This window comes from Mesorhizobium sp. M7A.F.Ca.US.008.03.1.1 (assembly GCF_003997495.1).
Taxonomy (GTDB): Bacteria; Pseudomonadota; Alphaproteobacteria; order Rhizobiales; family Rhizobiaceae; genus Mesorhizobium.
The window spans coordinates 23,694-50,383 of sequence record NZ_RZRU01000006.1 but is presented as its reverse complement, the minus strand read 5'-3'; the positions used below and the strand labels follow the sequence as shown (position 1 = coordinate 50,383).

13 protein-coding genes are annotated in these 26,690 nt (G+C 57.8%); 4 read left to right on the top strand and 9 right to left on the bottom strand.

Going from position 1 to position 26,690, the window contains the following annotated elements; translation table 11 throughout:
• Positions 1 to 14: 14 nt before the first annotated feature.
• The 8 genes from EOA16_RS10535 to EOA16_RS10500 form a co-directional block, all read right to left on the bottom strand.
• Positions 15 to 1,364: an HlyD family type I secretion periplasmic adaptor subunit gene (locus tag EOA16_RS10535; protein WP_127257713.1), complete on the bottom strand. Its 1,350-nt coding sequence runs from the start codon at positions 1,362 to 1,364 to the stop codon at positions 15 to 17.
• Positions 1,361 to 3,139, bottom strand: coding sequence for a type I secretion system permease/ATPase (locus EOA16_RS10530; RefSeq protein WP_127257711.1), 1,779 nt, complete (start codon positions 3,137 to 3,139; stop codon positions 1,361 to 1,363). The genes EOA16_RS10535 and EOA16_RS10530 overlap by 4 nt, the downstream gene beginning before the upstream one ends.
• A gap of 116 nt (positions 3,140 to 3,255) precedes the next feature.
• Positions 3,256 to 6,153 (bottom strand): DUF5801 repeats-in-toxin domain-containing protein, encoded by a 2,898-nt coding sequence (locus tag EOA16_RS10525; protein ID WP_127257709.1) that lies wholly within the window; start codon positions 6,151 to 6,153, stop codon positions 3,256 to 3,258.
• 368 nt (positions 6,154 to 6,521) lie between these two features.
• Positions 6,522 to 7,169 carry a response regulator transcription factor gene (locus tag EOA16_RS10520; protein WP_127257707.1) on the bottom strand — a complete coding sequence of 216 codons (648 nt, stop codon included), beginning with the start codon at positions 7,167 to 7,169 and terminating at the stop codon, positions 6,522 to 6,524.
• A gap of 892 nt (positions 7,170 to 8,061) precedes the next feature.
• Positions 8,062 to 8,982, bottom strand: a complete 921-nt coding sequence (locus EOA16_RS10515; RefSeq protein ID WP_127257705.1) for a hypothetical protein — start codon at positions 8,980 to 8,982, stop codon at positions 8,062 to 8,064.
• The gene (locus EOA16_RS10510; RefSeq protein ID WP_127257703.1) at positions 8,975 to 9,871 is read right to left on the bottom strand and encodes a hypothetical protein; all 897 of its coding nucleotides are present in this window, start codon (positions 9,869 to 9,871) and stop codon (positions 8,975 to 8,977) included. The genes EOA16_RS10515 and EOA16_RS10510 overlap by 8 nt, the downstream gene beginning before the upstream one ends.
• Positions 9,872 to 9,959: 88 nt before the next feature.
• Entirely contained in the window at positions 9,960 to 11,051 is a 1,092-nt protein-coding gene (locus tag EOA16_RS10505; RefSeq protein ID WP_127257701.1) for a hypothetical protein, read from the bottom strand.
• A gap of 10 nt (positions 11,052 to 11,061) precedes the next feature.
• On the bottom strand, positions 11,062 to 12,465 hold the full coding sequence (locus EOA16_RS10500; RefSeq protein WP_127257699.1) for a hypothetical protein: 1,404 nt from the start codon (positions 12,463 to 12,465) through the stop codon (positions 11,062 to 11,064).
• A 762-nt stretch (positions 12,466 to 13,227) separates the two neighbouring features.
• Between EOA16_RS10500 and EOA16_RS10495 the strand changes: the two genes are divergently transcribed.
• The 4 genes from EOA16_RS10495 (at position 13,228) to EOA16_RS10480 (ending at position 25,200) form a co-directional block, all read left to right on the top strand.
• The gene (locus tag EOA16_RS10495) at positions 13,228 to 15,924 is read left to right on the top strand and encodes a site-specific DNA-methyltransferase (RefSeq protein WP_127257697.1); all 2,697 of its coding nucleotides are present in this window, start codon (positions 13,228 to 13,230) and stop codon (positions 15,922 to 15,924) included.
• Positions 15,924 to 19,067 carry a DEAD/DEAH box helicase family protein gene (locus EOA16_RS10490; protein ID WP_127257695.1) on the top strand — a complete coding sequence of 1,048 codons (3,144 nt, stop codon included), beginning with the start codon at positions 15,924 to 15,926 and terminating at the stop codon, positions 19,065 to 19,067. The genes EOA16_RS10495 and EOA16_RS10490 overlap by 1 nt, the downstream gene beginning before the upstream one ends.
• 124 nt (positions 19,068 to 19,191) lie before the next feature.
• Entirely contained in the window at positions 19,192 to 21,963 is a 2,772-nt protein-coding gene (locus EOA16_RS10485; RefSeq protein WP_127257693.1) for an ATP-dependent DNA helicase, read from the top strand.
• A gap of 3 nt (positions 21,964 to 21,966) precedes the next feature.
• The gene (locus tag EOA16_RS10480) at positions 21,967 to 25,200 is read left to right on the top strand and encodes a DUF3883 domain-containing protein (RefSeq protein WP_127257691.1); all 3,234 of its coding nucleotides are present in this window, start codon (positions 21,967 to 21,969) and stop codon (positions 25,198 to 25,200) included.
• Positions 25,201 to 26,399: 1,199 nt separating this feature from the next.
• Here EOA16_RS10480 and EOA16_RS10475 read toward each other — a convergent pair.
• On the bottom strand, positions 26,400 to 26,690 hold the full coding sequence (locus EOA16_RS10475) for a conjugal transfer protein TraD (protein WP_127257689.1): 291 nt from the start codon (positions 26,688 to 26,690) through the stop codon (positions 26,400 to 26,402).

Genomic DNA, 26,690 nt, shown 5'->3' with positions numbered 1-26,690 from the left:
TGGGCGGCCTACGGCTATTTTTCTCGCATGGCCCGGCGGAAGTTCTGCGTGATCGGCTCGGCGAGATAAGCGAGCACGGTGCGAGCCCCCGTCCGGATCATCGTCTCGCTCGACATGCCGGGCAGCAGCTTGCGGCCCTCCAGCTTGGCGAGTTCGCTCTTGTCGATCAAGACCGTCGCGGCGAAATACGGTGCGCCGCTTCGTTCCTCAACCATGCGGTCAGCCGACACGATCTCCACGATACCCTCGAGCGGCGGCAGATTGTAGCGGGCGAAGGCCGGGAAGCTGACATGCGCGGGCTGTCCGGGGGCGATGGTCTCGACATCCTCTGGTTTGACCATGGCCTCGACCACGAGTTGTTGTCCGAGCGGCACGATTGTCATCAATGTCTCACCGGCTTTCACAACCCCGCCCGCCGTATGGACCTTCAGGTCCATGACGATACCGTCAACCGGTGCGACAACATCGGTACGGGTAAGCACATCCCCGGCGGAACGCTCCTCCTGTCTGAGGTCAAACAACTCCGCCTCGATCTTGCTCAACTCGTCGACGGCCTCGTTCAGACGCACTGTGTCGAGGTTCAGGATCTGCATGTCGATCTCGGCCATGGCGCTTCTGGCACGAGCGATTGCCGCGACGTTGGTAGCGCGCTCCCCCTCGATCTCCTGCTGTTGTCGTCTGAGCAACAGGTTGCGCTCGCGGGTGGTCAGCCCCTTATCGAGCAGAGTCTGAAGGTCCTTGGTTTCACCCTCGATCGCCGCGATCTGCTTGTCCTTGGTGACGATAAGTTGCTCCAGTCCCGTTATCTCTTCCTCGGTCTGGTGACGGCGCTGGTTGAGAATTTCCTGCTCGTCGGTCAAGTTGTGGTGCTTGGCCGCGAACACGTCACGCTGCGAGGCAACCGCGTCCTTTGCGGCGGTGGCGGGGTTTGCGAGCAACGCCGGATCAAACTCGATCTCGGCCTTGCCGTCGCGCTCGGCCCTGAGACGCGCGGCCAGCGCCTCACGCGTTGCTATCCGGTTCTGGATCAGGTCGAGCTGCGCCTTTGCCTGCGTGTCGTCGAGCCGGACGAGGATCTTGCCGGCCTTGACGATATCCCCGTTGGCGGCGTTCAACTGCGCGATGATGCCGCCCTCGAGGTGCTGGATGAGCTTGCGGTCGCCCGCGACTTTGATCACGCCCGGCGCCACCGCGGCGCTGTCCAACGGCGCCAGCGCCGCCCAGCCCCCGGCCACGCCGAAGAACAGGAACATGATCGCGAAGCCGGTGCAGGTCACGCCGGTGAGACGCAGCGGCACCGGTTCCAGCAGCGAGGGCGGCTGGACGGGGAACGGCACGACGTTCAATTCCGGGGAACGGCTCATGCTTCCTTGACCTCTTCGATTTCTTTGACTTCCTTGACCACTTCGAGGGTTGGCAACTGGGCTACCTTCGGCATCTGGGTCACCTTGCGGGCCCGGCTGGCGAGTTCGTTGAACACGGCATCGCGCGGCCCGAATAGATCCTGTGCGCCGTGGTTAAGCACCAACACCTTGTCAACTTTTTCCAAAATGCTTGGCCGGTGCGAGATCAGGATCAGGGTCGTCCCTGCCGCCTTCAGCGCACCGATGACTGTAGCCAGTGCTTGCTCTCCGTCGTGGTCGAGATTGGAGTTAGGCTCGTCAAGGACAAGGAATGCCGGGTCGCCGTAGAGGGCTCGCGCCAGCCCGATACGCTGGCGTTGCCCGCCGGACAGTGCCGCACCACCGTCACCGATCTCGGTGGCGTAGCCCTTCGGCAACCCCTTGATCAGTTCGTGGACGCCGGCCAGCTGCGCGGCCTTGACCACATTGTTGAAAACCGCGGGGTTGAGCGACGCAAAACGGGCGATGTTCTCGGAGACGGTGCCGGCGAAGAGTTCGATATCCTGTGGCAAATAGCCAACGTGTCGACCCCTGTCCTCGGCTGCCCATTCGACAACGCTCATGCCGTCAAGTAATGCGCGACCACCGGTCGGACGCCAGGTACCGACCAGCACTCGCGCCAGACTGGTCTTGCCCGCCGCGCTCGGTCCGACCAAGGCCATCGCTTCACCGGGCTTGAGTTGGAAGCTGATTCCACGCAGGATCGGTTCGCCGCCCTGCCTGGCGAGCATAATGTTCTCGGCCTCGAACTTACCCGTCGGGCGCGGCAAAGGCAGGGCTGGTGTGGCTTCAGGTCGTTGACCGGCCATTGCGACGAGGCGCTTGTAAGCGGCTCGTGCCCCGATCGTTGCCTTCCACGTGCCGATCGCCTGTTCAACCGGGGCCAATGCGCGACCCATCAGGATCGAGGCGGCGATCATGATACCGGGTGAAGCCTCGTTTTTCAGCACCAGATAAGCGCCGAGGCCGAGTACAGCCATCTGCAGGGCCAGCCGGAAAGAGCGCGCGAGGGCCGAGATGACGCTGGACCGGTTGCTGGCGCGAGATTGTTCTCTGTTTGCCTCGTCCTGCTGGGCCTTCCAGCTCTCGAGAAGGGGATTCAACATGCCCATGGCCTGGACGACCTCGGCGTTGCGGATCGTTTGCTCGGCCTGCATGTAAGCCCGCGTCTGGGCGATTGCGGCTTCCGTCAGTGGCTTACGGGTCAGGTACTCGGTGAGCAACGCCAGCGCGAACAGCACGATACCGCCGCAGGTTGCCAGCCAACCCAACCAGGGGTGCATGAGGAAGATAGAGCCCAGGAAAATCGGTGCCCAAGGCGCGTCGAGGATCGGGTAGATGCTCGGGCTGGTAAAAAAATTCCGCACCTGGTCGAGGTCGCGCAGCGCTCGACCGTTGATCTGGCCGGGCGCCGAGGCTGCGTATTCAACCGATGCCGTCAGGAGAACCGGTGCCAATCGTGCGTTCAGCCACGTTCCGACTTTAGCCAGAAGACGCGCGCGCACCACCTCCAACGATGCCATTGTCACGAGCGCCGCCGCCGCCATCAGAGACAGCATCACCAACGTCTCCAGGCTGTGGCTGCCCAACACGCGATGATAGACCTGGAGCATGTAGAACGCGCCGGTCAGCATCAGTATGTTGATGCCGCCGCTGAACCAGATAAGCGGCCGGATGGCACGCTTGGCTTCTTTCATCACCGCCCGCAGGGCAGAGGGACGTGGGGGCTTCATCATGATGTATCTGCCTGTGTGCGGGTTGGCGCCTTTGTCTGAGCCGGTTTTGCGAAGGCGCGAGATCATCTCCACATGGAGATAGGAGGCGGCGTGAGCCGCCTCCCGTTGGTCCAATGTTAGGCGATTACGTCAACCAGCAGGTGCTGGACGCCCGTCGTGTCACCGTCGGCGTCCTGGATGTTGACCGCGAAGTCGAGGTCAGCGCCGATCTGCCCGCTGGTGGTCTGGACGAAGCCGATATCCGTGATCTTGAGAACGTCGTTGTCCACGGCTCCCCACAATTGCAGCGGGCCTGTCACCGGGCTGTTACCCTCCACCGCGACGGTGTTCGGGTCGTCGGTCGCCTTGGTCAGGTTGATACCAGATCCCGTCAGCCCGTTGCTGGACTGCATGATCTGCATACCCTGGATTGAGAAGTTCTCACCGGCGGCGGCGTTGTTGTAATCACCCTTCTCGATGATCACGAGACCGTCGTTATTGTCGAGCGAGAACTCCGTGTTGTACGGGGACGGCACTGTGTTCCCCTTGAAGAAGTCCGCGTTATCCACGACGACCGACCGCGTCGTGTGGACGTCGTCGGCGGTAGATGCCGTGCCCTTGTCGTCGATCAGGTCGAGAACCACGATGAGGTTCTCGGCGTTCCCGATGCCGTCGAACTTGATGGCGATAGCGTCCACCTTGTCCGTCGGCACGATCTTCTCGGTGCCACCACCGGGCGCGCCGGGGTTGACGTCGCCCAGAATGTTCTCGTTGAAGAACCGGAGGGTGAGTAGTTCGCCCTTCTGGATCGTGTCACCGGCCACGCCGTTGGTCGACTGGGTGGCGGAGACCCAATCCTCGAAAGCGCTGGTAACGAACTGACCGTTGTTGAACGTGGTGTCCCCGGCGATCGGGTTGCCGTCGCCCGTCCCGTTAAACCCGAACGGGCTGCCGTTGGGGTTCGAGTTCGCCGTGAACTGCACGTAGAACCCGTCGTGGTCAGCGGGTGTGTTGGGGTTGGCGTCCAACTGCGTCACCACGAGTTCGGGGTGACCGGTGTTGCCGGGGGGGGCCTTCGCCGTCAACTCAGAGGAGTGGAAGACGTTGAAGCTGAACCCGTCGATTACGTCGTTCAAGGCGATGGAGTACGTGCCCGCAACCTTGTCGAAGGTCAACGTGCCACCCGCCGTCGCGTCCTGTATACCGGCCGTGATCGGATCCTTGTCGTAATGGAACGAGAAGGAGAACACTGCGCTGGTGGCACTCTCCGAAGTGAGTGACGTGAGGACGTTAGTGATATTGGGGTTCTGGGCGTTGTCGACCGTACCCGTCAGCACCAGCTGGTGGATACCTGCCGTGAGATCGGCATCACCGAAGTCGGAGTGGGTGGCGTCGTAAACCAGACGACCGTCCGCGCCGATGTTGTACTTGAAGTCCCCGGTAGCCGGCGTGCCGACGACGTTATGCAGGGTTTCCGGAGTTTGGATACCTATGGTGCCGGGGTCAGCGTCGAACGGCTTCGTGATCGTCGGGCCGTCATCCGTAAACACAAGGTTCTGGCCGATGTTGAGGACAGCCGAGGCACTATCACCGTCCTTGTCGGTGATGGTCGCCGTCAGCTTGATCAGGTCGTCCGTCGTGAGAGTCTCGGTATCGTTCGGCGAGGCATTGGGATCATGTATGACTGCACGATCCTGGTTGACCGTCACGAGGCCGTTGGCGTCCACGGTCACCGTGAACACCAACGCGTTACTGCCAGCCGTACGGCCCTCGACAACGCCGCCGAGAGTGACCGAAAGGTTGACCACCTGACCAGTCAGCGTGTCGAGAAGACCGGAAGCGCCCGCGATCACGCTCAACGCGTAAGTCGTGGTCCCGGCGCCATCGGCACCATAGACACCCTGGAAGTTTGGGAAAAAGTTGGCTGTGGCATTGGCCGCGAGATCAGATTCGTCAACCGTGGCAATAGCCTCGTTACCACTTGCATCGATGCTCGGCGCGTCATCCTTGAAGACAAGGTTCTGGCCGATGTTGATGGCTTGGGCGTCAGTGTCGCCGTCCGCGTCGATGGCGGTCGCCGTCAGGGTGATCAGGCTGGCGGCTGCTAGCGTCGTGGACTGGTCCGGTCCGGCGTTCGGCGTATGTTGGACCGCGCGAAGCTGGTCGAGCGTGACGTTGCCGCCGCCGTCCACGGACACCGTGAACACCAGATCACCACCGGCGGTGCGGCCTTCGATAATTGAGCCGACCTTGGTCAGGAGAGCTTCTTGACCGGTCGCCACGTCGAAGATACCCGACGCAGTACCAGCGCCGGGAACGTTCAGGGCGTACGCAACGCCGGCGGCACCGGCACCGTCAGTACCGAAGTCGGTGTTGAACGCGACCGAGAAATCATCGGAGGCGTTCGTCCCCAACGTCGTGTCATCGACGGTTAGGGTAGGTGCGGCGGTACCGGATAGGGTGACGTCAGGGCCGTCGTCGTCGACGTTGATGTGGTCACCGATGGGCGTCGACGTCTCGACCAACGCGCGGACTTTCAGGATGTCGCTGAAGTTCACCCTGTCGTCGGGCTGCGGGTTGAGCGGGTGATCGATCGCCTCGAAAGTGATCATCTGAACCGTGGCCGAGGTGTTGTCGGCGTTGGGGATGATGTAGAAAGCCGCGACGAGATTGCCGCCGGCCCATGCTTCCACCGCGCTGCCGTTCTGCACCGTGGTGAGGAAGATTTCGTCGCCGTCGACTGTAAACAGACCGGACGACGCGTTGGTCAGTGGCGCGAACTCCAGCTCAACGACGTTTTCGCCGGCTGCCGGTGTCACGGTGACGAGACCGACCTGACTCGCCGCCTCCGCGCTGTCGGCAAAAGCCAACTGCTCGGGGGACAGTGTGAGACCGTTGAGATATGTGAGAAAAGCGGTGGCAAGACCACCGGAGATGTCGCCGGTGATAGCGTCAACGGAAATTGCGACGTCGTCGTCCTGGAGACCGGCGGATTGGTCGAGTACCAGATCGCCTACGATATTAATGGTAGCCATGATGTCATCCTTTCCTGGATGGTGACTAATGTGCACACGGCTCGTACTCACGCTCACGCGAGTACAAGTTCACTGTTTGTTTCTGGAAAGCCCCGCTCCCCTTAGTTCCGTCCCGGACCTTGGCCCGCGGCGTCATCGCCTGCGGACTTCGGCCCGTCGAACCGCAATGTGCCGCCGGCGCAGAGGGCGCGTCCATTCTCGCTTCGATAGTATTGCGGTCAATGTCCGCACCTGATCGACGATATATATCCTTCGATAGATCAGGCTGGCGGGCGCTGGGAGAGGCCGCGACGGCACAAGGCAGATGCCGTCAGACGGCTTTCCGGCCGTTGCCGTGCGTACAATGTCCGTGCGAGGGACAGGGGCGGTCAGAGCAGGCCGGTTCGGCCCGTTCCCGGGCGCTCGGCGCCTTTGCCGTGCGCCATCCAGGCCAGTTCCGCCCGGCCGCCGAGGTGCAGCTTCTCGTAGACGTGATGCAGGTGCATCTTCACCGTGCCTTCGGATACGTGCAGCCGCTTGGCGATGGCCTTGTTGCGCAACCCGCGCGAGACGAGATCGGCGACTTCAGTCTCCCGTCCGGTCAGCCTGGACATCGGCTGGGGCTGCGTTTCAGGCATCAGCAGCTGCTGGACGATCTTGTTGTCGATCCATTTCTTGCCTGCCGCCACTGCGCTCACGCATTCGACGAGATAGCGGTGGCTGATGCCGTCCAGCAGCAGACCGTCGCTGTCGAGCGCCTGTATGTCCTTGATGTCGATCCTGCCGGCTGGCTGGACGATGAAGATGATGCCGAGAGTGATGCTACAGGCCTTCAGCCGTGAGGAAAGACCTGATGTCTGCTGGTCCGCGAGATCCACGCCCACGATGACCATATCAGGCTGATGGCGCTCCACATGAGCGAGAACGTCCGCAGGGCGGCGACACTGGGCGACAACATCGTGTCCAGCCTTCTGCAACACCCACTCCAGACCGGCGAGATACACTCCCCGCGGGTCGGCGACAACCAAAGTCGACATACCAACACCGTCCGAAAAAACACAACGAACTTGGTTAAACACCCGTTAAATCAGGAAACCAGAGCCTAGATCGATTGTCAAGGAATAGCTAATATACATATTGCTATAATAACAACCCGAGGCTGCCAGGCGGATAGGCGGGCTCTTCGCACCGCAGCTGGCCGGCTGACGATTTTGATTCCTGCAGAGGCGATGCTGGACTTGATTGAAATGTCAGCGTTTCGATCGCGCGAGGATTCGCGGAATCGAAATCGCGCGACATCTCGCCGTGCTCCCAGGAGAGAATGTCTTTCCCACGGCATCAAAACGAATGTGAAGAACTTGGTAGCGGGAGACCGCTACATCGCAACACCCACTATTGAGGAGGCGCTGTTTTGCTATCGTCGGCGTGCGGCCTGACAGCAAGTTGAAGCCTTTCGAACTTTTTGGGCCGCGCACCAGGCCGAACTACATGCGCTTACGATAGAAATTCGAATATCGGATTCGGCTCTAGGAACAATTTGACGAGAGATTGCGGGTGGGAATTGTCGGCATCGGCCACTGCCCTGGTCACGGTCGTTCAAGCAGCCGACTTGTAACCGTTAAGGACCGTGCCGGCTTTTTCTGCGCCGCCAGGAACTGGGTTGCTGCGAAGGCCTCGCTAGCTTTCAAGTCACTGACCGCGCCTCAACCCCCGGCAACCAAAAGTGCTGCCAATACGCCCTTCGCGTCCGACCCTTCAAGAACCATAAGTGATCGTTCTCACCAGCACACGAGCCTGCGCGGCCTCACCTCGAAGAAGCTTGCAATCGGTCAGCATCAGACCACACGTGCCCAGTCATAGACGAGGGTTGATCGATCAGGGGCGGAAACGTCAAGTTGAATGCCGGGAGACCACGCTCAAGGTATGCCGCTAACGGAAATCGCCGAGGACCAGATAGTCGGGGATTGGCTGACAGCTGGCGCTTTCGATCACGCAATGCTCACCCGATGCCGCCTTGTTGCAAATGATGTTAATTGCCTCGATGTAACAATAGTTCTTCGGCTCCTCCACCGACCTTTGCGCGGAGAAAACCAGCTGGTTCCGGTACATGGCGTACCGGTCGTCGGCGTGGGACATCAACAGCGTCTTGTCCAACCAGCCGCGGGTGAAGGTGATATGGCGAATGCTGATGTTTTTGGAGTTTTCGCCGAACTCGGTCGCCTTTCCTCGCAATAAAATATCGTGCGACACGGCAAATGCGGGGGACGTCTGGTCATAGCTCGCAAGAAACAGCTGTCGGGCGGCGTTGACCTCGAGGTCGTTTGCGATCAGGCTGTCTCGCAGATAGGTAATGAGATCCGCCCCCACATCGCCGCCGAGAGTCGCCAGGCACTTAACGTCAAGAACGTAGTCGAATATCCGCACCCGGCCATCCGGCTTTTCGGGAAACGACTTTGACGAGCACTCCTGGTCCAAAACTCCCAGACGGGTCAAGCTCGCCAAGCTGGTAATCTTGGTGATCCCCTCGTCGATCTTGATGTTCTGCCCGGAAATACGTCTCGCCGCCTCCGTCCGCTCTTTCATCTCCTCGTAGAAAGGACGCCGCTCCACCGTGACGGTCGGAGAGTACAGAATGTTCGAATAAACCTGACTGAAGCGGAAATTCGTAAGTACGATGCTGTTGTCGATGATTGCAAAAATCCGGTCTGAATAGTCGATGATGCTGTCCTGATCCGGCTTGTCGACACTGTAGGCGTAGGAAAGGAAAGGTGCATACAGCTTGGCCTCTTCGGCCTCTGCGTATGATACGGCAAAAAGCAGTATCCAGACTGCCCAAATCCACCTAGTCATGATTCAAACCTACGGTCTGATAGAACACGCCGAATATGAAGTATTTTCCATCCGCTAGGTCCAGGCGGCTTTTCAGAATTTTTGACCATTCGCTTACAGGAACGGAAAGGTGCTTGTTTTCCGCCAGTTTGAATTGACTGGCTCCAAGCGAAACCCCCACCACCAACGCCGTTGGGAGGCGCACTTTCTCCGGCAAGCTGGCGACCTCGGTGTCACTCATTTTTTGCCTGAACGAGATATGGGAGAGGATCGTCGGGGTCAGACCTTTAATCCCGATGGGAAGAACCGCGACGCGCACGGATCCAAGAGGAATGACCCCCGGGCTTCGTCCAAACGAACTGACCGGTCCGTCCACCAGGTCGCCGTACCACAGGTCGTATGTATCCCACCATTCGTCGCCAGCGAATAGATCGGGGTCGATTTGAACCTCGCCTGGGTCCAAAAACGTGGAGCTCTTTGCGCTCCCGATAAGCTGCAGCGCCTCGTATCTGTTGGTGGGAGAAAACCCGTGATTGTCGAACGAGGAAAGATCGACGATCGAACAGATTTTGCGCAAGACGTCGTTTTGAAGAACGTCGAGCAAAAGGTTGCCGGGCTTCGCTCGGTCGGGATCAAGGATAAACGGTGCAATCATCTCGTCGAGACGAATTTGATTGGCAATGTCGTCGTTCGAAAACCCCAGTCTACGCTTGGCCAAGGCCCGCCGACGGAGCTCGAATTCAGTGGCAGGTGGGTTTTTCTCGATGGTTCCCGCTCGGCCGACGAGAGCAAGAAGATCATCCAATGTAGTGAGCGTCGCGCCGTTCGCGACCTCAAAGTCCTTGAGCGTACCGGAAAGCACAGCCTTAGTTGCTGCGAAATCCGTCGCATCGAAGGTGACGATTTGCATCGGTTGCCAACCGATTTCAGGATACTCGGCGCTACGGCTGGATGTGGGTCCGGCCATCAATGACAACGCAAAAATGGCAGCTCCGGTCCTAGTCACTGAATTTTACCGCAGGAAGGGGGCTGAGCTCGATGCCCACAATCTGCGGGAAATTCACAGCGAGCCCGCTTGCGAGCGAAACCGGGAAAGTGCTGAGCCCCTTAAAGCCTAGGCCCTTCGTGAAACTCACCTGAGTACAACCTACTAGCAGAACGGGCTCAGGTGATTCAGCCGCGAGTAGATTGATGTCGTCGAGGGAAATTGCGCCTCGAAGTTCGATGCGCCGCGCAAGATAGAGCGCATCGATCCGGTAGGCGGTTTTCTCGGCAAGCCCGGCAAGATTAGCGTGTTCAGCCGACGGAGAATTGAAGGTGAATTCCTTTCGGGTACCAAAAACCGTACTGGCCCATTTGCGCGTGATCGCTAGCCGCGTGACTTCTGCGAAGGTGGAAAGCGAGGCCAGGTTTTTCGCTGCGTCCTGCGCCCCAGCGGGCGCAAGTGCAGGGCAGTCGGTTCCTTGCAGCACAACCGTTTTCCAGTCGTTTACGACCGCGTAGGCCCCAACAAGGGGCTTGATATCCAACCGAAGTCCGCCATCGGAGAGAACGTAGTTCTTCGCCTTTGCCCGCAAGTCCTTATAGAACGAGCCATCGTCCGGGCTCACCGCTGAGGTGACGAAGCTCAGGGAAACCAGCTCCTGCTCCAACTTTTCCAGCTCACGTCGAAGCTTGACCCTTTCGGATCCGGAAGCCACCGCGATCTTGTCTTCAAGTGCAGCAATTTCTGCCTTGACCTCGGCTTCGCGACCGAGCGCCGCCTTTACATCCGCCGGAAGATTCTCCGCGGGTGCAGGTTGCGCAATCTGGTCGTCGAGGAACGCGAGCAACAGGTCGGCCACGCGGACGCCTTCCAGTGCCGCGACGGACGAACCATCCTTTACAAAGATCTGGTCGAACGTCGCGGAAAGCGGCGCATCCCAATCTCGCCCTGATCCAGACCCGAACCATGGATGGATTGGCAAGGATCTTACTTCGAGCACGAAATTGTCTTGACTGGGGGCAATATCCTTTAGCGTTGCCTCCTGCGCCCATGCCGGCGCATATGAAAGTCCGAGGCCGAGAACCAGCGACGCTCGCCACAACATCTCGGCGCTCCTAATTGCAGGTTGGGAGCGGCTTCTCCCAAGTGTAGCCAGTCATATCCGCGGGATTGGGCGTCAATGGAAGCGGTTGCACGATGAATCCGATGATCTGGATATCTGCGTTTTCGATACCTGTATCCGAGAGCTGCGACCGGCTCTCCTTCTTTGTATAGGTGTGGCTCTTGCTGGCGCCTGCCGAGAAAAATCCGAAGCGCACGCGGCCACCCATGGATTCGTTCTTCGTGTATTCGCTCTTGAAGTCCTTGCTCCATCTGCCATGCATCTTAAGGTTCTTGGCGAGGATCAGGCTCTTCACATAGAAGGGCATCAATTCCTTTTTGCGTCCGGCCTCGTCATTGGCCTCCGAGACGTCGCCATCACTCCAGACGTTGCAGGCGAACTCTCCGTCGTCGAACCGCCAGCGCTTTGACGTGAATACGGTCGGATCGAACCAGGGTCGGTAGATGCCGACGCGACCAAGGTCGAATTTGACATCAAGGTTAGTCCCCTCGATATCACTCCAATTCCATTGCTCGCTGTTTGCGGCACTGCCGCCGATTATCCCACCAAAGATGCCGTCGAGTCCGGCACGCCCGCCTGACGACTTGAATTCATCGACCGAGACGGAACTGAGATCGGATTCATTGAACGAATAGGTGGTCCACTTGATTGAGTCCCATGTTTTGACCGCAGGGTAGAAGAGATAGTCCGGAAAATTTTGACCTCTGTTGTGGCGATTGAAATTTTTGATGAGCTCGGCTCTCCACACATCTGGTAGTGAAGTCGAAACTGACTGCACAGATGCAATATGGGACGCCATCTTCACTATACCAGGAAATTCATCTACCTTCGTCCTGGCTCTTCTTCTCTTGTTTTTCAATTCAGTTGTCTCAGGTATTGTTGATGGGTCGACTTTGAGCAATGCCGCTTGAGCGCGTTTATATTCGTCAATCTCAGCCTCTACGGCATCAAGATCATCAGATAGCTTGGTGTACTGGTCATACACCGGCTTAAGGTCGCCATCCTCTTCTGCACGAAGCGCATTATACTTGGCTTCCAAATCAGCCTTGTTCGGTGGCTGCGGGACCGACAGCTGTCCGATCGAAGTCCTGTACAACTGCGACAGATGGAACGCGGTAGGTTGATAGAAAGGTCCTTGCTCCGGCACCATATCGATTTGCGATATGAGCTCCTCGATTGCCGTGTCGCCGCCGAAATCTGACGGATTGCCGACAACGATGCCAGGGTTCGCAATGACGAAGTAACTCTTGCCCACTTCCAACCGATTGCCGCCAGGCATGACAATATCTGACATCTTGGTATACAATGACATCGCAAGTTCAGTTGTGGTCGTTGCACCCGCCGGCGACGCCGCAAGCATGGAAATTGTCGAAACACCAAAAATTATGGATTTCATAGGAGCCCCCCTCTCGCTAAGAACTTCTACATATTGAAGTCCATTTTGACGAGGAGTCAATGGTATGTTTTTGCTTTCATATGTTTTGCTTTCGACGGAATCATTGCACCAGAAAGCCGGACAGTTGCTACAAACATTTCTAGGGCGAACTGATCACTTTGCTAAGATACTGAATTGGCGAGCAAATTACGTGAGGTGCGTCCAGTCCATCAGCGGACCGTAGTCTAAATTGGACTCGAACGACGCCGCTTCCAATAATGAGGGCGGCCAGTGGATGATTATGCTTCGACCGTGTTGGTAGCCGTTATCGCGTTCGGTTACCAGACTTCGGCACAAATTGGTGGCAGATTGCGTTCATCCGCCGGTGCCGCTGTAGAGTGTGTAGTTGCTCGCGAACACCTCCACGCGGCTCTTGTGGCACATGTCGCCGATCTTGACATCAGGGGCGTCCATGGAAATGCCCAAGCCAATCGCCGGTCGAATGCAGGCTGGCTTGACCGGCAGTTATGGCAAAGTTCAACGAGTTCCCTTCAGACGAAACTTGGCACAAGGCGCAGACTTGCAAGGCAGTGAGGATGTTGCGCTGCGAGATTAGCCAGAAAATCCGAACCTTGATCCAGACTGACGAAATTTGATGTCGTCCCGCATTGGCTCGGCTTTGCCAGCCATTTTCTTTACCGCTCTTGTTGTCAGTATGGCAGAAGTATCGAGCCTGTCGTGAGCGCAAGAGCGACAAGGCGGCTCAGATGGGGAGGAGAATAGATGGCGCAGGACAATCAACCGGCCGCTTCGGTTTATAAGCACGGCCAAGAGTCTGTGCAGCGCCCCGACGCGGGTGTTGAAGCCCAGTTCTCGAACAAGAAGGCACCGAAAACCTACCGCTACGACTCCAGCCTTGCGCCCGAACTTTCGTGGGACGAGAGTGCTGACCGCGCCTTTGCCGAATGGTTGCTAAGCCTGGTCGCGGACTCGGCGGAAGAGGGCGAAGCCAAGGTTTTCTCCTTCCCGCATGTATGGGCGGGCAACGGCGAGAGTTTTGCTTCGCTGTCACAATGCGTCGCCCGCCTACGCAGCCTGACAAAGCCTTTCCTGAATTGGACGGGCAAGGCCGAGCGCCAGCAGGTCACGGTGCCGACGCTGCCTCTGTTCGTGCACGAACGACATTCCACACAGGCGATCCTCGAAACACTGACATCCCATAAGGCGCTCGGCACCAATCTCGACATGTTCGGCGACACCAATCTTGATGTTGCCGACAAGCTGGACGCCTACGAACATAAGGGGCCATGGACAAACCGTCTCATCCTTGGCGACTCGTTGCAGGTCATGAACTCGCTGGTTGAATACGAGGGCATGGGCGGTCAGGCGCAGATGATCTACTTCGATCCGCCCTACGGTGTGAAATTCGGGTCGAACTTCCAGCCCTTCGTCCGCAAGAACCGGGTCACGCACGGATCGGATAATGAGATGATCCGCGAGCCAGAAATGGTGAAGGCGTACCGCGATACATGGGAGCTTGGGCTGCACTCGTATCTCATGTATATGCGGGACCGTGCTACACTTGCGCGAGAGCTTCTGACCGAGTCGGGCTCGATCTTCGTCCAGATATCGGACGACAACATCCATCACGTCCGCGAAGTCCTGGATGAGGTTTTCCCGGATGGCTTCGTTTCGCAGATCAGTTTCCAGACCACGTCCGGGTTTGACTCGACAACACTGCCGACAGTTGGCGACTTCCTACTTTGGTATGCAAAGAGCCCGGCTCACGTTAGCTACAACAAGGTGTTCCAGCCGCAACCCGTCGAACTCGGCAAGGGAAATGCAACTTGGGTCATCCTGCCGGACGGCACCTATCGCGGTGTTAAGGCCGCCGAGGCAAGGGGCGAAGAGGAACTTCCCGACGGGGCGCGGCCGTATAATCCTGGCGATCTTCAATCACAGGGCGCGGCTTCGGAGCCGCAGCCGTTCGCCTTTGAAGGCAAGACCTATTTGCCCGGCGCCAACTCGCATTGGAAAGCCAACTATCCCGACGGCATGAACAAGCTGGCCGCAGCCGGGCGCATCCATGTCGCCAAGAACAGCATCCGCTATCGCCGCTTCGCAGATGACTTTCCATTTCAGCAAACCGGCAATATCTGGACCGACACGATCACCGGCAACTTCACCGACGACAAGGTTTATGTCGTCCAAACCGGCGTTAAGGTCGTGGAACGGTGCATCCAGATGACCACCGAGCCCGGCGACTTGGTGCTGGACATCACATGCGGCTCTGGAACGACCGCCTACGCATCGGAGATGTGGGGACGGCGTTGGATTACAGTGGACACGTCACGCGTCCCCGTTGCCTTGGCGCGGCAGCGGCTGCTGACGAGCACCTTCCCCTGGTATCGCTTGAAAGAGCCCGCGAAAGGTCCGGCGGGCGGTTTCATTTACCAGCGCAAGCGAAACAAGAAAGGAGAGGAGGTCGGCGGCTTGGTGCCGCGTATCACCCTCAAATCCGTCGCCAACGACGAGGATCCCAAGATGGAGGTTCTTGTTGACCGCGCGGAGGTCAACGAGAAGGTCACGCGGGTTTGTGGACCTTTCACGGTAGAGGCCACCATTCAGGCCGCAATGAGCCTCGAGGAAGATTCCGGTCTCCCCGCACCCCATGCAGTTTCGGCCAACCCACGTGCCTATCTCGACCGCATGATCCAAGTGCTGCGGCAGAGCAAGACATTGCAACTGCCCGGAAACGTTACGCTGCAACTGGAATCCATAAGCCCGCTCGCCGATCGCGAATATCTTCACGCAGAGGGCGTTGCAAAGAACGGCACCGACAAACGCATCGCGTTTGTGTTTGGTCCCGAAGACGGTGCCATCGGATCGCAGTACGTGTACGACGCCCATACCGAGGCGTTGCAGCAGGGCTTCCAGCAGCTTTTCCTGTTCGGCTTCGCCATCGACCCGAAGGCGCGCGAAATGCTCGGCAGGCTCAAGGTGCCGACGACCTACGTGTCGGTGACGCCCGACGTTGTCATGTCGGACCTGCTCAAGACCGCCAAGACGAGCGAAATCTTCTCCATCACCGGCCTGCCGGACGTGGCGCTTGAACCGGCCGGGAAGGAGAAGGATGGAAGTTTGCTACATCGCGTTGTCGTGAAGGGCCTCGACATTTTTCGCCCCGATACGATGGAGACGGAGGAGGTCGCGGCCGAAAACCTGCCGTGTTGGATGCTCGATAGCAACTACAACGGCATGGTGTTTATGGCGACACAGGTATTCTTCCCTAAGACTAGCGCGTGGGACAACCTGCAAAAATCACTTAAAGGCCAGTTCAGCGACGGCGTGTGGGAGCACCTGGCAGGGACGGTCAGCGAGCCGTTCATTCTTGGCGACAAGAAGCGCATCGCCGTCAAAGCCATCGACGAGCGCGGCAATGAACTGATGGTCGTCAAGACCGTCGAAGGGGGACACTGATGCCCGCCGCCGCTCAGCCGCAGGAACCGCCTATCACCGTCGCCGAGGTTGACTCGCCGATCATCAATTCGCCGTTCCGCGAACCTGTCTTTCATTGGGTCATCGAGCGCGGAAAGCCGCCGTTAAAGGCGGAAGGCCGTCGCCGCGCCAGCTATTTCTACCGCGTCCCCGAACACGCCGGGCGCGGTCGCACGGGCAAGAAGCAGGCCGAACTGTTCGACGATGCGAAGGGCGAGGAGGTTGAGCTTGAAATCGTCAACGTCATCCGCGAGCGGGTAAAGGAATGGCGGGAGGGCAGCCGTTCCGGCGGTGTCGCCTATGACGGCGCATCGCAGATTACAAAGGAGCTTCTGGAACTCTGGCACAGCAGCGACCGCATGCAGCGGCTTTTCTTCGCTCAGATCGAAGCGGCCGAGACGATCACCTTTCTCGCCGAAGCCGCCGAAATCTATCGCAAGGGTCTGCCCGAAATTCCGAAGGACGAACCCGGCCTTGAATCCAAGGCAGCCGGCGTTCGCGCCTTTGTCCGCCATGCCTGCAAAATGGCGACCGGCTCGGGCAAAACTACCGTCATGGGTATGCTAGCCGGCTGGTCCATCCTCAACAGCGTTGCATCCCCGCGCGATGATCGCTTCTCGGATACCATCCTTATCATCTGCCCCAACGTCACCATCCGCGAACGCTTGCAGGAACTAGACCCCGCTCTCGGGGATCTGTCCCTTTATAGAACCCGGCAGTTGGTGCCGGTTCACCGGATGGAAGACCTGCGGCGCGGCGAGGTGATGATCGCTAACTGGCACCGCCTTGCGAAGAAGGAAACCAACAGCGTCAACGGCGACTCCGCCAAGGTCGTGAAGACCGGCGAGCCCGTAGAAGTGGTGAAAAATGCCGGCAAGGTCAACGAAACAATCGAAACCAAGTACTTTGAATCCGACGCCGCATGGTTCAAGCGCATCCGCCGCGAGCTTGGCAGCGGCAAAGGCCGCAGCTCGCACTGGCTGATTTTCAACGACGAGGCGCATCACGCCTACCGGCGAGGTGACGCCGCCACCGAAGAACCGCTTGACGAGGACAAAGACCTTGCAAGCAAGAATGAACGTGAGGCGACGATCTGGATTGAAGGACTCGATCGGGTCAACAAGCTTGCAGGCGGTAGCCGTCGACGTGGCATCCATCTTTGTGTCGATTTATCGGCGACGCCCTTCTTTATTCAGGGCTCTGGCAACGAAGTCGGCAAGCCGTTTCCCTGGATCGTTTCCGACTTTGGCCTCCTTGACGCCATCGAGTCCGGCCTCGTGAAGATTCCCCAACTGCCAGCCCGCGATACAACGGGTACTGACGAGGCTGCCTATTTCAACATTTGGCGATGGGTGCAGGCTAAAGCCAAGGAAGATGGTTACGGGACCGAGATCACGCCGCAGTTGGTCATGAATTACGCCAGCGCTCCAATCAACTTATTGGCGAATGATTGGCACCAGCGATTTCAAGATTGGGACGGGTTCTCAAGGCAGCAGCAGAAGCATCCGGTTCCGCCGGTCTTCATCGTCGTGTGCCGTGATACTGCGGTCGCCCGCGAGGTTCATTCCTGGCTCGCCAACGGCAACGACAGCTATGGTACCTCGCCGCCTTGGTTTCGCAATACCCCTGGTCAGGAGGTGACCGTACGCGTCGATTCAAAGGTGATCGAAGATATTGAAGCGGGCGGCACCAAGGACGAGACGCGGCGGCTGCGCTTTATCCTGGACACCGTCGGCAAGGCGGAATGGCTCGGCGGCAAGGTGCCGGAGGAATGGTCAGAACTGGTGCGCAAGCACAATGACAAGGTTGCCGCTGACGATAATGACGGCACCCTCAAATGGACTGACGAGCGAATTCCGCCTGGGCGGGACGTTCGAAGCATCGTCTCAGTTGCAATGCTTGCCGAAGGATGGGACGCAAATACCGTTACACATATCGTCGGCCTGCGCCCGTTTGGATCGCAGCTGCTTTGCGAGCAGGTCGTTGGCCGCGCCCTTAGGCGCAAGAGCTACGCTCTCAACGAAGAGACGCAGATGTTCGCTGAAGAAACGGCCAAGGTTTTCGGAGTTCCCTTTGAGTTAGTTCCATTCAAGGTAGCACCAGCTGGACCCCAGCCTCCGCAGCCCGAGCCCAACCATATTTATACGGTGTCCGAGAAGTCGGAATTCGAAATAACTTTTCCAATTGTTGCTGGATATCATCAGTCGGGTAGTCTCGAGGTTTCTGTCGATTGGAGCCAAGTCTCAAAGGTCACCCTCGATCCAGCGCGAATCCCGCAAGTCGTCGAATTGACGCCGTTGACCAATCCGGACGTCGCGCTTGGTCGATATAATCCGGGGGAAAAGCCTGTCCTTTCACTAAAGGAGTGGCGCACCTTGTTCCGCGATCAGCAAGTTGCCTTCCGCCTCGCTCGCGAAATCTGTGTCAGATGGGTCGAGGACAACGGGGCAGACGCAGTTCCAATGCAGCAGCTTTTCCCTCGTGTTGCTTTCGCTGTTAAGCGATTCCTGGCGGAGAAGCTGGTGCTGTTAGGAGATAGTCAGCCCTGCGACGTGTTGCTGGTCGGCCAATATGTCCAAGCGGCCGTCAGCGCGATGTTCGACGCGATCAAGAAGGGCACCACCACTTCTGTTAGCGAGGTCGCTATTGTTCCGCACGGCGCTGCTGGGCAAGGCGGTACCGATCATATAGATTTCCCCACGATCAAACCTATTCAAGTTGCAAATCGCTGTCATCTAAATGCAATGGTTGCCGATACCCAAAAATGGGAGCAAATAGCGGGCGTTGTTCTGGATACGCATGCGGGTGTCAAAAGATGGGTCAAGAACGAGCGTCTTGGTTTTTATATTCGTTACCGACGCAACGGTTTACCGGCTCGTTATATTCCAGACTTTGTCGTCGTGACTGACACGGACCAGAATATAATTGTCGAGATCAAAGGACAAATGACCGACAATGCGGATGCAAAGGCTAAGGCCGCAGATCGATGGGTCAAGGCAGTAAACCGGCTTGGTCAGCATGGGACATGGCATTACATCCTTGTCACTGAACCGGGGCGACTTGGCTTGACGCTCAACGCATTTACGCAGGCCGCTTGGGACGAAGGTGTGTTCGAGTTGACATAGTCTCTCCCTCTGGGCGGGCTATCCTTCGCGGACAATGGATTAAAGTAGTGCGATGACTTGAGTGCGTTGAGTCGGGCAAAGGGGGCGGCATAATGTTTTACTCTGGACCAGCGGGCGCGATCCTATGGCTTTGACCGCTGCGCAGGACGCCGCTGTAGCGCATGCCGGCGCTAATCTCCAACTTATCGCATGCGCGGGCTCGGGGAAAACCGAGGTTGTGGCGCGCCATATAGCGCGGCTTCTGCTACCAGCTGACAAGGGCGGCGAGGGCTTGCTGCCTCGCAACGTCGTTGCGTTTACGTTCACCGAAAAGGCTGCGGCAGAGCTTAAACACCGGATCATCGAACGATGCCGAGAGGACCAACCGGAACTTGTCGGCATGGCCGACATGTATATCGGCACGATTCATGGATTCTGCCTCGATCTTCTGCGAACCGAGGTTCCAGAGTTTCTCAAGTATGAGGTGTTAAACGAGGTTCAGCAGGTTCTTTTCGTCAACCGCTATGCGGCACGCAGCGGGCTCAACGCGACTTCGCTTCTCAACGGTACTCCGTTAAAGCGTTACGTCGACACTAAGCTGTACATCGACGCGCTGTCCATTCTGCGCGAGTCTACTGTCGATTGGGCGAGGTTGGCGGGGGCGAGCATTGGCCAGGGGTTGGTCGAGTACGAGCAGCTTCTTAGGGAAAAGGGGTACTTTGACTATTCCTCAATTTTGAAGGAGGCGGTCGAGGCGTTGCGGTCGATCCCTGCATTGCGCGAGCGGGTCCGCAATCGGCTACGGGTCGTCATTGTGGACGAGTATCAGGATGTCAACCCGATTCAGGAGAGCCTTGTCCAAGAGCTTCATTCGCTCGGTTCATCGATCCGAGTGGTCGGCGACGACGACCAGACCATTTTCCAGTTCAGAGGGAGCGATGTTTCCAACATTCTGAACTTTGCAGCGCGTTATCCAGTGTGTGAGACGATCCGCCTGGAAGATAATTTCCGTTCAACAGTTGGTATCTCGGACGTGGCTCGACTAGTGATCGAGAAGAACCCGGACCGATTGCCGAAAATGATGCGCTCTGCTGAGGTTCAGGAATACGAAGCGGGCGACATAGTCGCGCTTCAATTGGGTTCGCCCGATGAGGAGGCCGCATACATTGCAGACACCTGTAAGGCTCTACGGGGCAGCTTGATCAAAGAAGGCTCGGGCGAGCGACCGATCTCTTGGTCGGATATGGCAGTGCTTGTGCGGATCAATCGAATGGCAGACCCCATTCGACAGGCGCTTCGGAAAGCCGGCATTCCTTTTGTTTCGGTAGGAATGAGTACCCTCTTCGATGCATTGGAAGCGGAGGCTGCGCGGCAGCTCTTCTATCTTATGGCTGGCGAAGCGGATCGCGATACCGTCATCGCGGCGTGGCGCAGTGCCGATCTCGGTATTCCGGAAGAGGCGATAGCCAAGGCGGTGGACGAAGCGGTCGCGACCCGCGAACGCATGGCCGTCGAAGACAATTCTGTGCGGTTCTCAGTTTACAATATCCAACGTCAGTTCATAGGTTTTCTCGAGCGTATTGGGCTGCGAGAAGAGATCATCCCGGGCGGGCGCGGGGAGGTAACCTTTTACAATCTGGCGAAGTTCAGCCAAGCCATCTCGGACTTTGAAGCTATCTATTTCCATTCGCGCCCTGTTGCAAAATACGAGTCATTTGCGGCGTTTCTCCGTCATCAGGCCGAAGGCGCCTATGGTGAATCGTCTGGGCAGGACGAGAGATTTGTCTCGCCCGATGCCGTGCAAATACTGACCATCCACCGGGCTAAGGGCCTTCAATGGCCTGTCGTGTTTGTGCCTCAGCTTGTGCGTAATCGCTTCCCGGCATCCAAGCGTGGTGGACGAACAATCTGGCACCTGATTCCGGATCGCTGCATTGGTAGCCAGAACCGCTTTGCGAACGCGCCCGAAGATGAACGTCGGCTCTTCTATGTAGCCGTAACGCGAAGTCAGAAGCATCTTCACCTGACGACCGCTCCGACGCCGGGGAGCACCTTATACGTCCGTCCGTCCGATCTCTGGCACAACGTCCTCGAGTCGCGCTACGTGAAGCGCTTGCGCCAAACATTCGACGCGCGGGAGCGCGGTGAACCGCGCGCAAAGACTTCGATTGCTAACGTCAATTTGACCTTTTCGGACATGCGCTACTTTTTCGAGTGTCCGTACCAATTTAAGATGCGCACCCTCTACGGGTTCAATGCTCCTCTCGCGGAGGCGCTAGGTTACGGCAAGTCGCTCCACGATGCCTTAGCCGAACTGCACGCTCGAGCAATAGCAGGCGAAACTTTCAATCCGAGCGACGCCGACGCATTGGTGGATCGTCACTTGCGTTTGCCTTACGCCTATCCTGCCCTGGCCGATACGATGCGGCAATCAGCGAAACGAACCGTTGCGAGCTACATTACTGCCCGCCACTCCGAGTTTGACAAACTTGAGCACAGCGAGAAAGCAATCGAAGTCGCCTTAGAAAACGGGGTTACCGTTGCCGGACGTATCGATCTGGTGCGGCGGCGTGACACAAATGAGGTGGCAATCGTCGACCTGAAGTCGACGCAACGGGCTCAGGCTGAAGAACTCACTGAAGCGCAACTGCATATCTATGCGCTGGGTTACAAGGAACTCACTGGCCGCAACGCCGACTTTGTTGAGACCTACGAACTCGACACCCAAACACGTCGTCCCAGGGCGGTTGACGAGGATCTGATAGCAGATGTGATCGCACGCGTGCAGGATACAGCTGCGGCGCTTCGCGCCAATGATTTTCAGCCAAACCCCAGCCAGACCAAATGTTCCGGTTGCGATTTTACGCGCCTCTGCACCGCCAGCACGGCGGTAAACACCAACGTTGCAAAGGGCTAAGCGGTGCCTCAGGACTATGATGCCCTCAAGGCCGAAAACGAGCGACGCTATGGGACCGACATTGGGCGGATTGGTAAGCGTCTGCTTGAAGATCGGTACGACAAGCGCACGCATTTTATCTTTGAGCTTCTACAGAACGCCGAGGATGCCTTGCGTCGCCGAAAAGACTGGGCAGGGGACCGTTCAGTGCGTTTTCGACTCGATACGAACGCGCTCCTAGTCTCACATTTCGGCCAGCCATTCGACGCCGATGATGTAGTCGGAATATGCGGTATCGATCAGAGTACCAAAGACGTTACAGCGATCGGTCGTTTCGGCATAGGCTTCAAGTCAGTCTACGCGTTCACAGGACGGCCGGAGGTTCATTCTGGCGACGAGGCATTTGCCATTGAAAGCTACGTCTGGCCGCGCTCGGCGGAGCCAATCCAGCGTGGACCCGATGAGACGGTGTTCATGCTGCCGTTCAAGCCTGATGACAACACGGCGCACAGTGAAATCGCGGACGGGCTTCGGCAGCTAGGACCGCGAACGCTCTTGTTTCTCCGGCATGTTGAAGAGCTTGCGTGGGACGCCGGAGAAATCAAAGGCCTGTACGTACGAAGTGCGCCGGAGTTGCTGCGCGACGGAGTTCGGCGCGTGACAATTCTCGGCGAGGAGGTGGGGCAACCCGACGTTGAGGAACATTGGCTCCTGTTTCAACGGGAGGTCACTCATGGGGACCAGCCCGTTGGCCATGTGGAGGTCGCGTTCCGCCTCGTCCCTCGAGAAGATGGGGTTTGGTCGCTGCGTCCCGTCGCGGCCGAGCCGTTGGTGGTATTCTTTCCTACCGTCCTGCCTACGTACGTCGGTTTCCTCGTCCAAGGTCCGTATCGAACGACACCCAGCCGAGACAACATACCGCTTGATGATGATTGGAATCGCTATCTGGTTACCGAGACAGGCCAGTTGCTTATTGAGGCGCTTTGCTGGCTTCGCGACGAAGGGCTGCTAGATGTTGACGCTCTGCAATGTTTACCCCTGGATCGCGAAAAGCTGAAAGGGCATCTTTTTGGACCTGTTCTGGATGCTGTCAACCAAGCCCTTAAGTCCGAAGCACTACTCCCCTGCGCAGCTGGTGGACACGTCTCCGCGAACAACGCCCGGCTTTCCCGAACGCAAGACCTGCGCGAGCTGCTTGATCGAGAGCAACTAGGCGCGCTGTTGGGTGCTAAAGGGCCAATCGCTTGGCTAAGTGGTGACATCACATCCGACAGGACACCCGCGTTACGACAATACCTCATGAAAGAGCTTGAGATCGTCGAGCTTACGCCTGAAGGCCTTATACCTCGTATGGCCGCGTCATTCTTAGAACGCCAATCTGACGACTGGATTGCCGGACTTTATTCATATCTAGCGGCTCAACCCGCGCTACTTCGTCAATCGCGTATTCGGGAATTGTCACTGGTTCGGCTCCAGGATGGCTCCCATGTGCCGCCCTACCTACACGGTCTCGTGCAGGCTTTCCTGCCAGGGACCGCAGCAACGGCCTTTCCGACCGTAAAACGTACACTCTTCAGCCACGAGCCGGTGCGGCCGTTCCTCCAATCGCTGGGCTTGACTGAGCCTGACCCTGTCGATGACGTAATCCGAAACGTTCTGCCGCCCTATCGAGAAAAGTCAGTCAAGCTTGGCACATATGCTGCCGACATAGATCGGATACTGACGGCGTTTGGCACCGACTCCAAGGTCCAACGCGAAAAGCTTCTGAGCGCGTTGCGAGATACGAATTTCGTGGTGGTGGTAGACGCCGGCTCCGGAAAACAATTCGTAGCTAAACCCGGCCAAGTCTACATTGCTACGGAACGGCTCTCATTGCTGCTTGCCGGGATCAGCGGCATTTCTCTTGTTGACGACTCCTTGGACTGCCTACGAGGCGAGTCCGTTCGAGAGCTCCTCGAGGCGAGTGGGGCGACACGATACCTTTGCCCTATGCCTGCAACGATGGAGCTTTCGAACGAACGACTAGCGGAAATCCGTCGCGCCTCTGGTCAGGAAAAAATGACGCGCGAAAGTACGAGGGAGGACGTGACACTGCGCGGACTCCAAAGTGTGATAGGCTTACTGCCCAAACTGGACATTCTGGAGAAGCGAAAGCGGGCGCGATTGCTATGGGAAGCGCTCGGCGACCTTCTCGAACGCCGTGGTGCTGCAGTTTTCAGCACGACTTACCGCTGGTTCTATTTCCAGGACTTTTCGGCGCCTATCGATGCAGCGTTTGTCCGCCTCCTCAACGAGACTCCTTGGATTCCTCACTCCGATGGTTCCCTTGTCGTCCCATCTGCTGTCAATTTTGAAGCACTTGATTGGAAACCTAATCCGGTCCTTCAAGCAAAAATTCTTTTTAAGCCACCATTGGTTGAAGCGCTCGCTCGAGAAGTCGGTATTGACCCGGAAGTTCTGGACTTGTTGAAAAAGCTCGGAATAACCAGTCTTGCCAATCTTCAAGCTCGTTTGGAAATCGAAACTGGCACTGACTCGGAAAGCCCAAATTCGGAATCGGATGCTCACGGCGCTTCTAAGGAGTCGGCCTCAACGGTAGTTGCTAACCGCGAAGACGCCGTCCAGCAAGAGTTTGATAAAGAAGGTGAGAAAGGCGGTCGGTCCGCCTCTCAACAAGACGGCAGCAGCAATAAGGACGGCAACGGAAGCGGCGAACGTCAAGCGGAAGGTGGCGGAAGACCAGGGAATGGCCAAGGCCCTAGGAAAAATACCACCAACGGTGAACGGGAATTTATATCTTACGTAGCGGTGCATCACGAGAGTGACGACGAAGATCCCGACGGACTTGATCAATCGGCCCGAATGGCTCTCGAGGCAAAAGCTATAGAGCTGGTTATCGAACGTGAGCCGAGATTGCAGAGAACCCCCCAGGGAAACAAAGGTTTTGACCTCGTTGAGAACGATGCGGCCGGAGAACCGGAACGGTGGGTTGAAATCAAGGCTATGAAAGGGACCCTGGCTGATCGTCCAGTAGGTCTCTCGCCGGCGCAGTTCGAGTTTGCTCGCCGCGCGCAGGATCAATATTGGCTCTACGTTGTCGAGGAGGCCGGGCTCAGACAGCGCTCGCGGATAGTCAAAATACAAAATCCGGTCGGGCGGGCCGGGCATTTCACCTTTGATCGTGGTTGGGCTGAAATCGCTGAAACCGATTTGTACGGAAATCAACGTGTTTCAGAAAACGCAATCCATTCGGGATAGCGCCTGACCCAACTGAGGTGATGGTGACGGGAGCCGTTTGTCGCTCAACTTTTGCCACGAAAAATTCGCTCAGCGTTAGCGAGTGCAAGATCGGTGTCGTCCGTCTCCCCGGGTTCAAACACCATTGCCGGAAAGTGCTCTACCTGCCCAGCATCACTGACTTTCAACAAACAGCTATGTGTCGCATCCAAGCGTCAGCCATAATCTGCCGCCGCCAATATTCCCCGCTATGGTAGCCGATTTGGGAGGCGACCCGTCAGGAGAAGTCGCGCATCTTAGCTCCACTCTCACGCAAGCGCGGGCAGCAATTGAAGGAGGACTACAAACGCAACAGACCACACTCAGCCCTGGGTAACATCACGCCTATCGAATTCGCCATAAAAATGGCGCTGGAAAAACAAGCCGCATGAGGCAAGAAATGAAGCGCCGGACTCTCCATTCAAAAGGCGGGAACAAGGGTCTCAGGTCATTCGGAGCGCGCCGGGCGAGGCCGGAGGCGAGCGGGGTCTGCCGTCCGGAGTGGGCTCGTGCCGCCCTCTTCGCCGCGACAATCTCGCGCGCGTCGTATAAACTGACGTTGGGTATGAGAGCGTTTGAGTGCTCGCGTAGGGACGGGGCTCTTTGTTGATGGTGCAACGAACGTCGAGCTACAAAAGTGGCTGAAGATCCGGCTCCTCAGTCGAGCATGCGCGATCTTATGGCGGCAGTCGCATATGTGCTCATGCATTGGGGGTGGCTAGAGGAAGAAGTCCGCATGCGTATCGAAGCGATCGAGCCAGACCGCCTGTTGTCCAAGGGATCGTTATGGGGCACTGGCGCGCAATTGAGCCTGAGGTGTGGCAGCGGGTCAGAAGCAACATCCAGATGCTGGTTGATATCCGAAATTGCCTCGCACACGGGCTGTGCGGTGCAAAGGCGGACCCGCGCAGCGGCGACGAACCCCATGTGGTTTGCCGCACGGCGACGGGCCAGCGAGTGATCAAAATGTCCGAGCTGGAGAGCGTGGCTGACGCGCTTCACGTCGCAAGGAATGACGTTCGCGACAGCCCCTTTGACAATCCAGGTGGGAAAGGACGCGCGGCCTAAGCAAGAACCGCGGAATTCTGCTTTTTGAGCCTTGACTGGCGGAGAGGAAGCATTCGAACTTTGATCTGTGACCGCTCTTCAGTGTGAAATACCCATTTGTTGGCCGTGTGTGACTAAAGGGACAGCTTTGCATCGGCCGCTGCTCGCGGACCACCGCTATCTGGCTGGCCCTTTTGGTCTTTATTGCATTCTGCAGCAAACGCCAGTTTCCCCTTCGCAATCCACAGGTCGCGCGCATTCCCACCTTCATCGCTCTGCAGTTTGGCGGCGATCCAGAGCATCGCTCCGTAGATGATGGCACGATCGTCTTTGGTTAGCTCGACGATGCCTGCCTTGACGACGAGACCACCCAGTTCGATCAGATGTCGGGTGCGCTTGCGGCGCTCGACCTGCCAGGTGCGCAT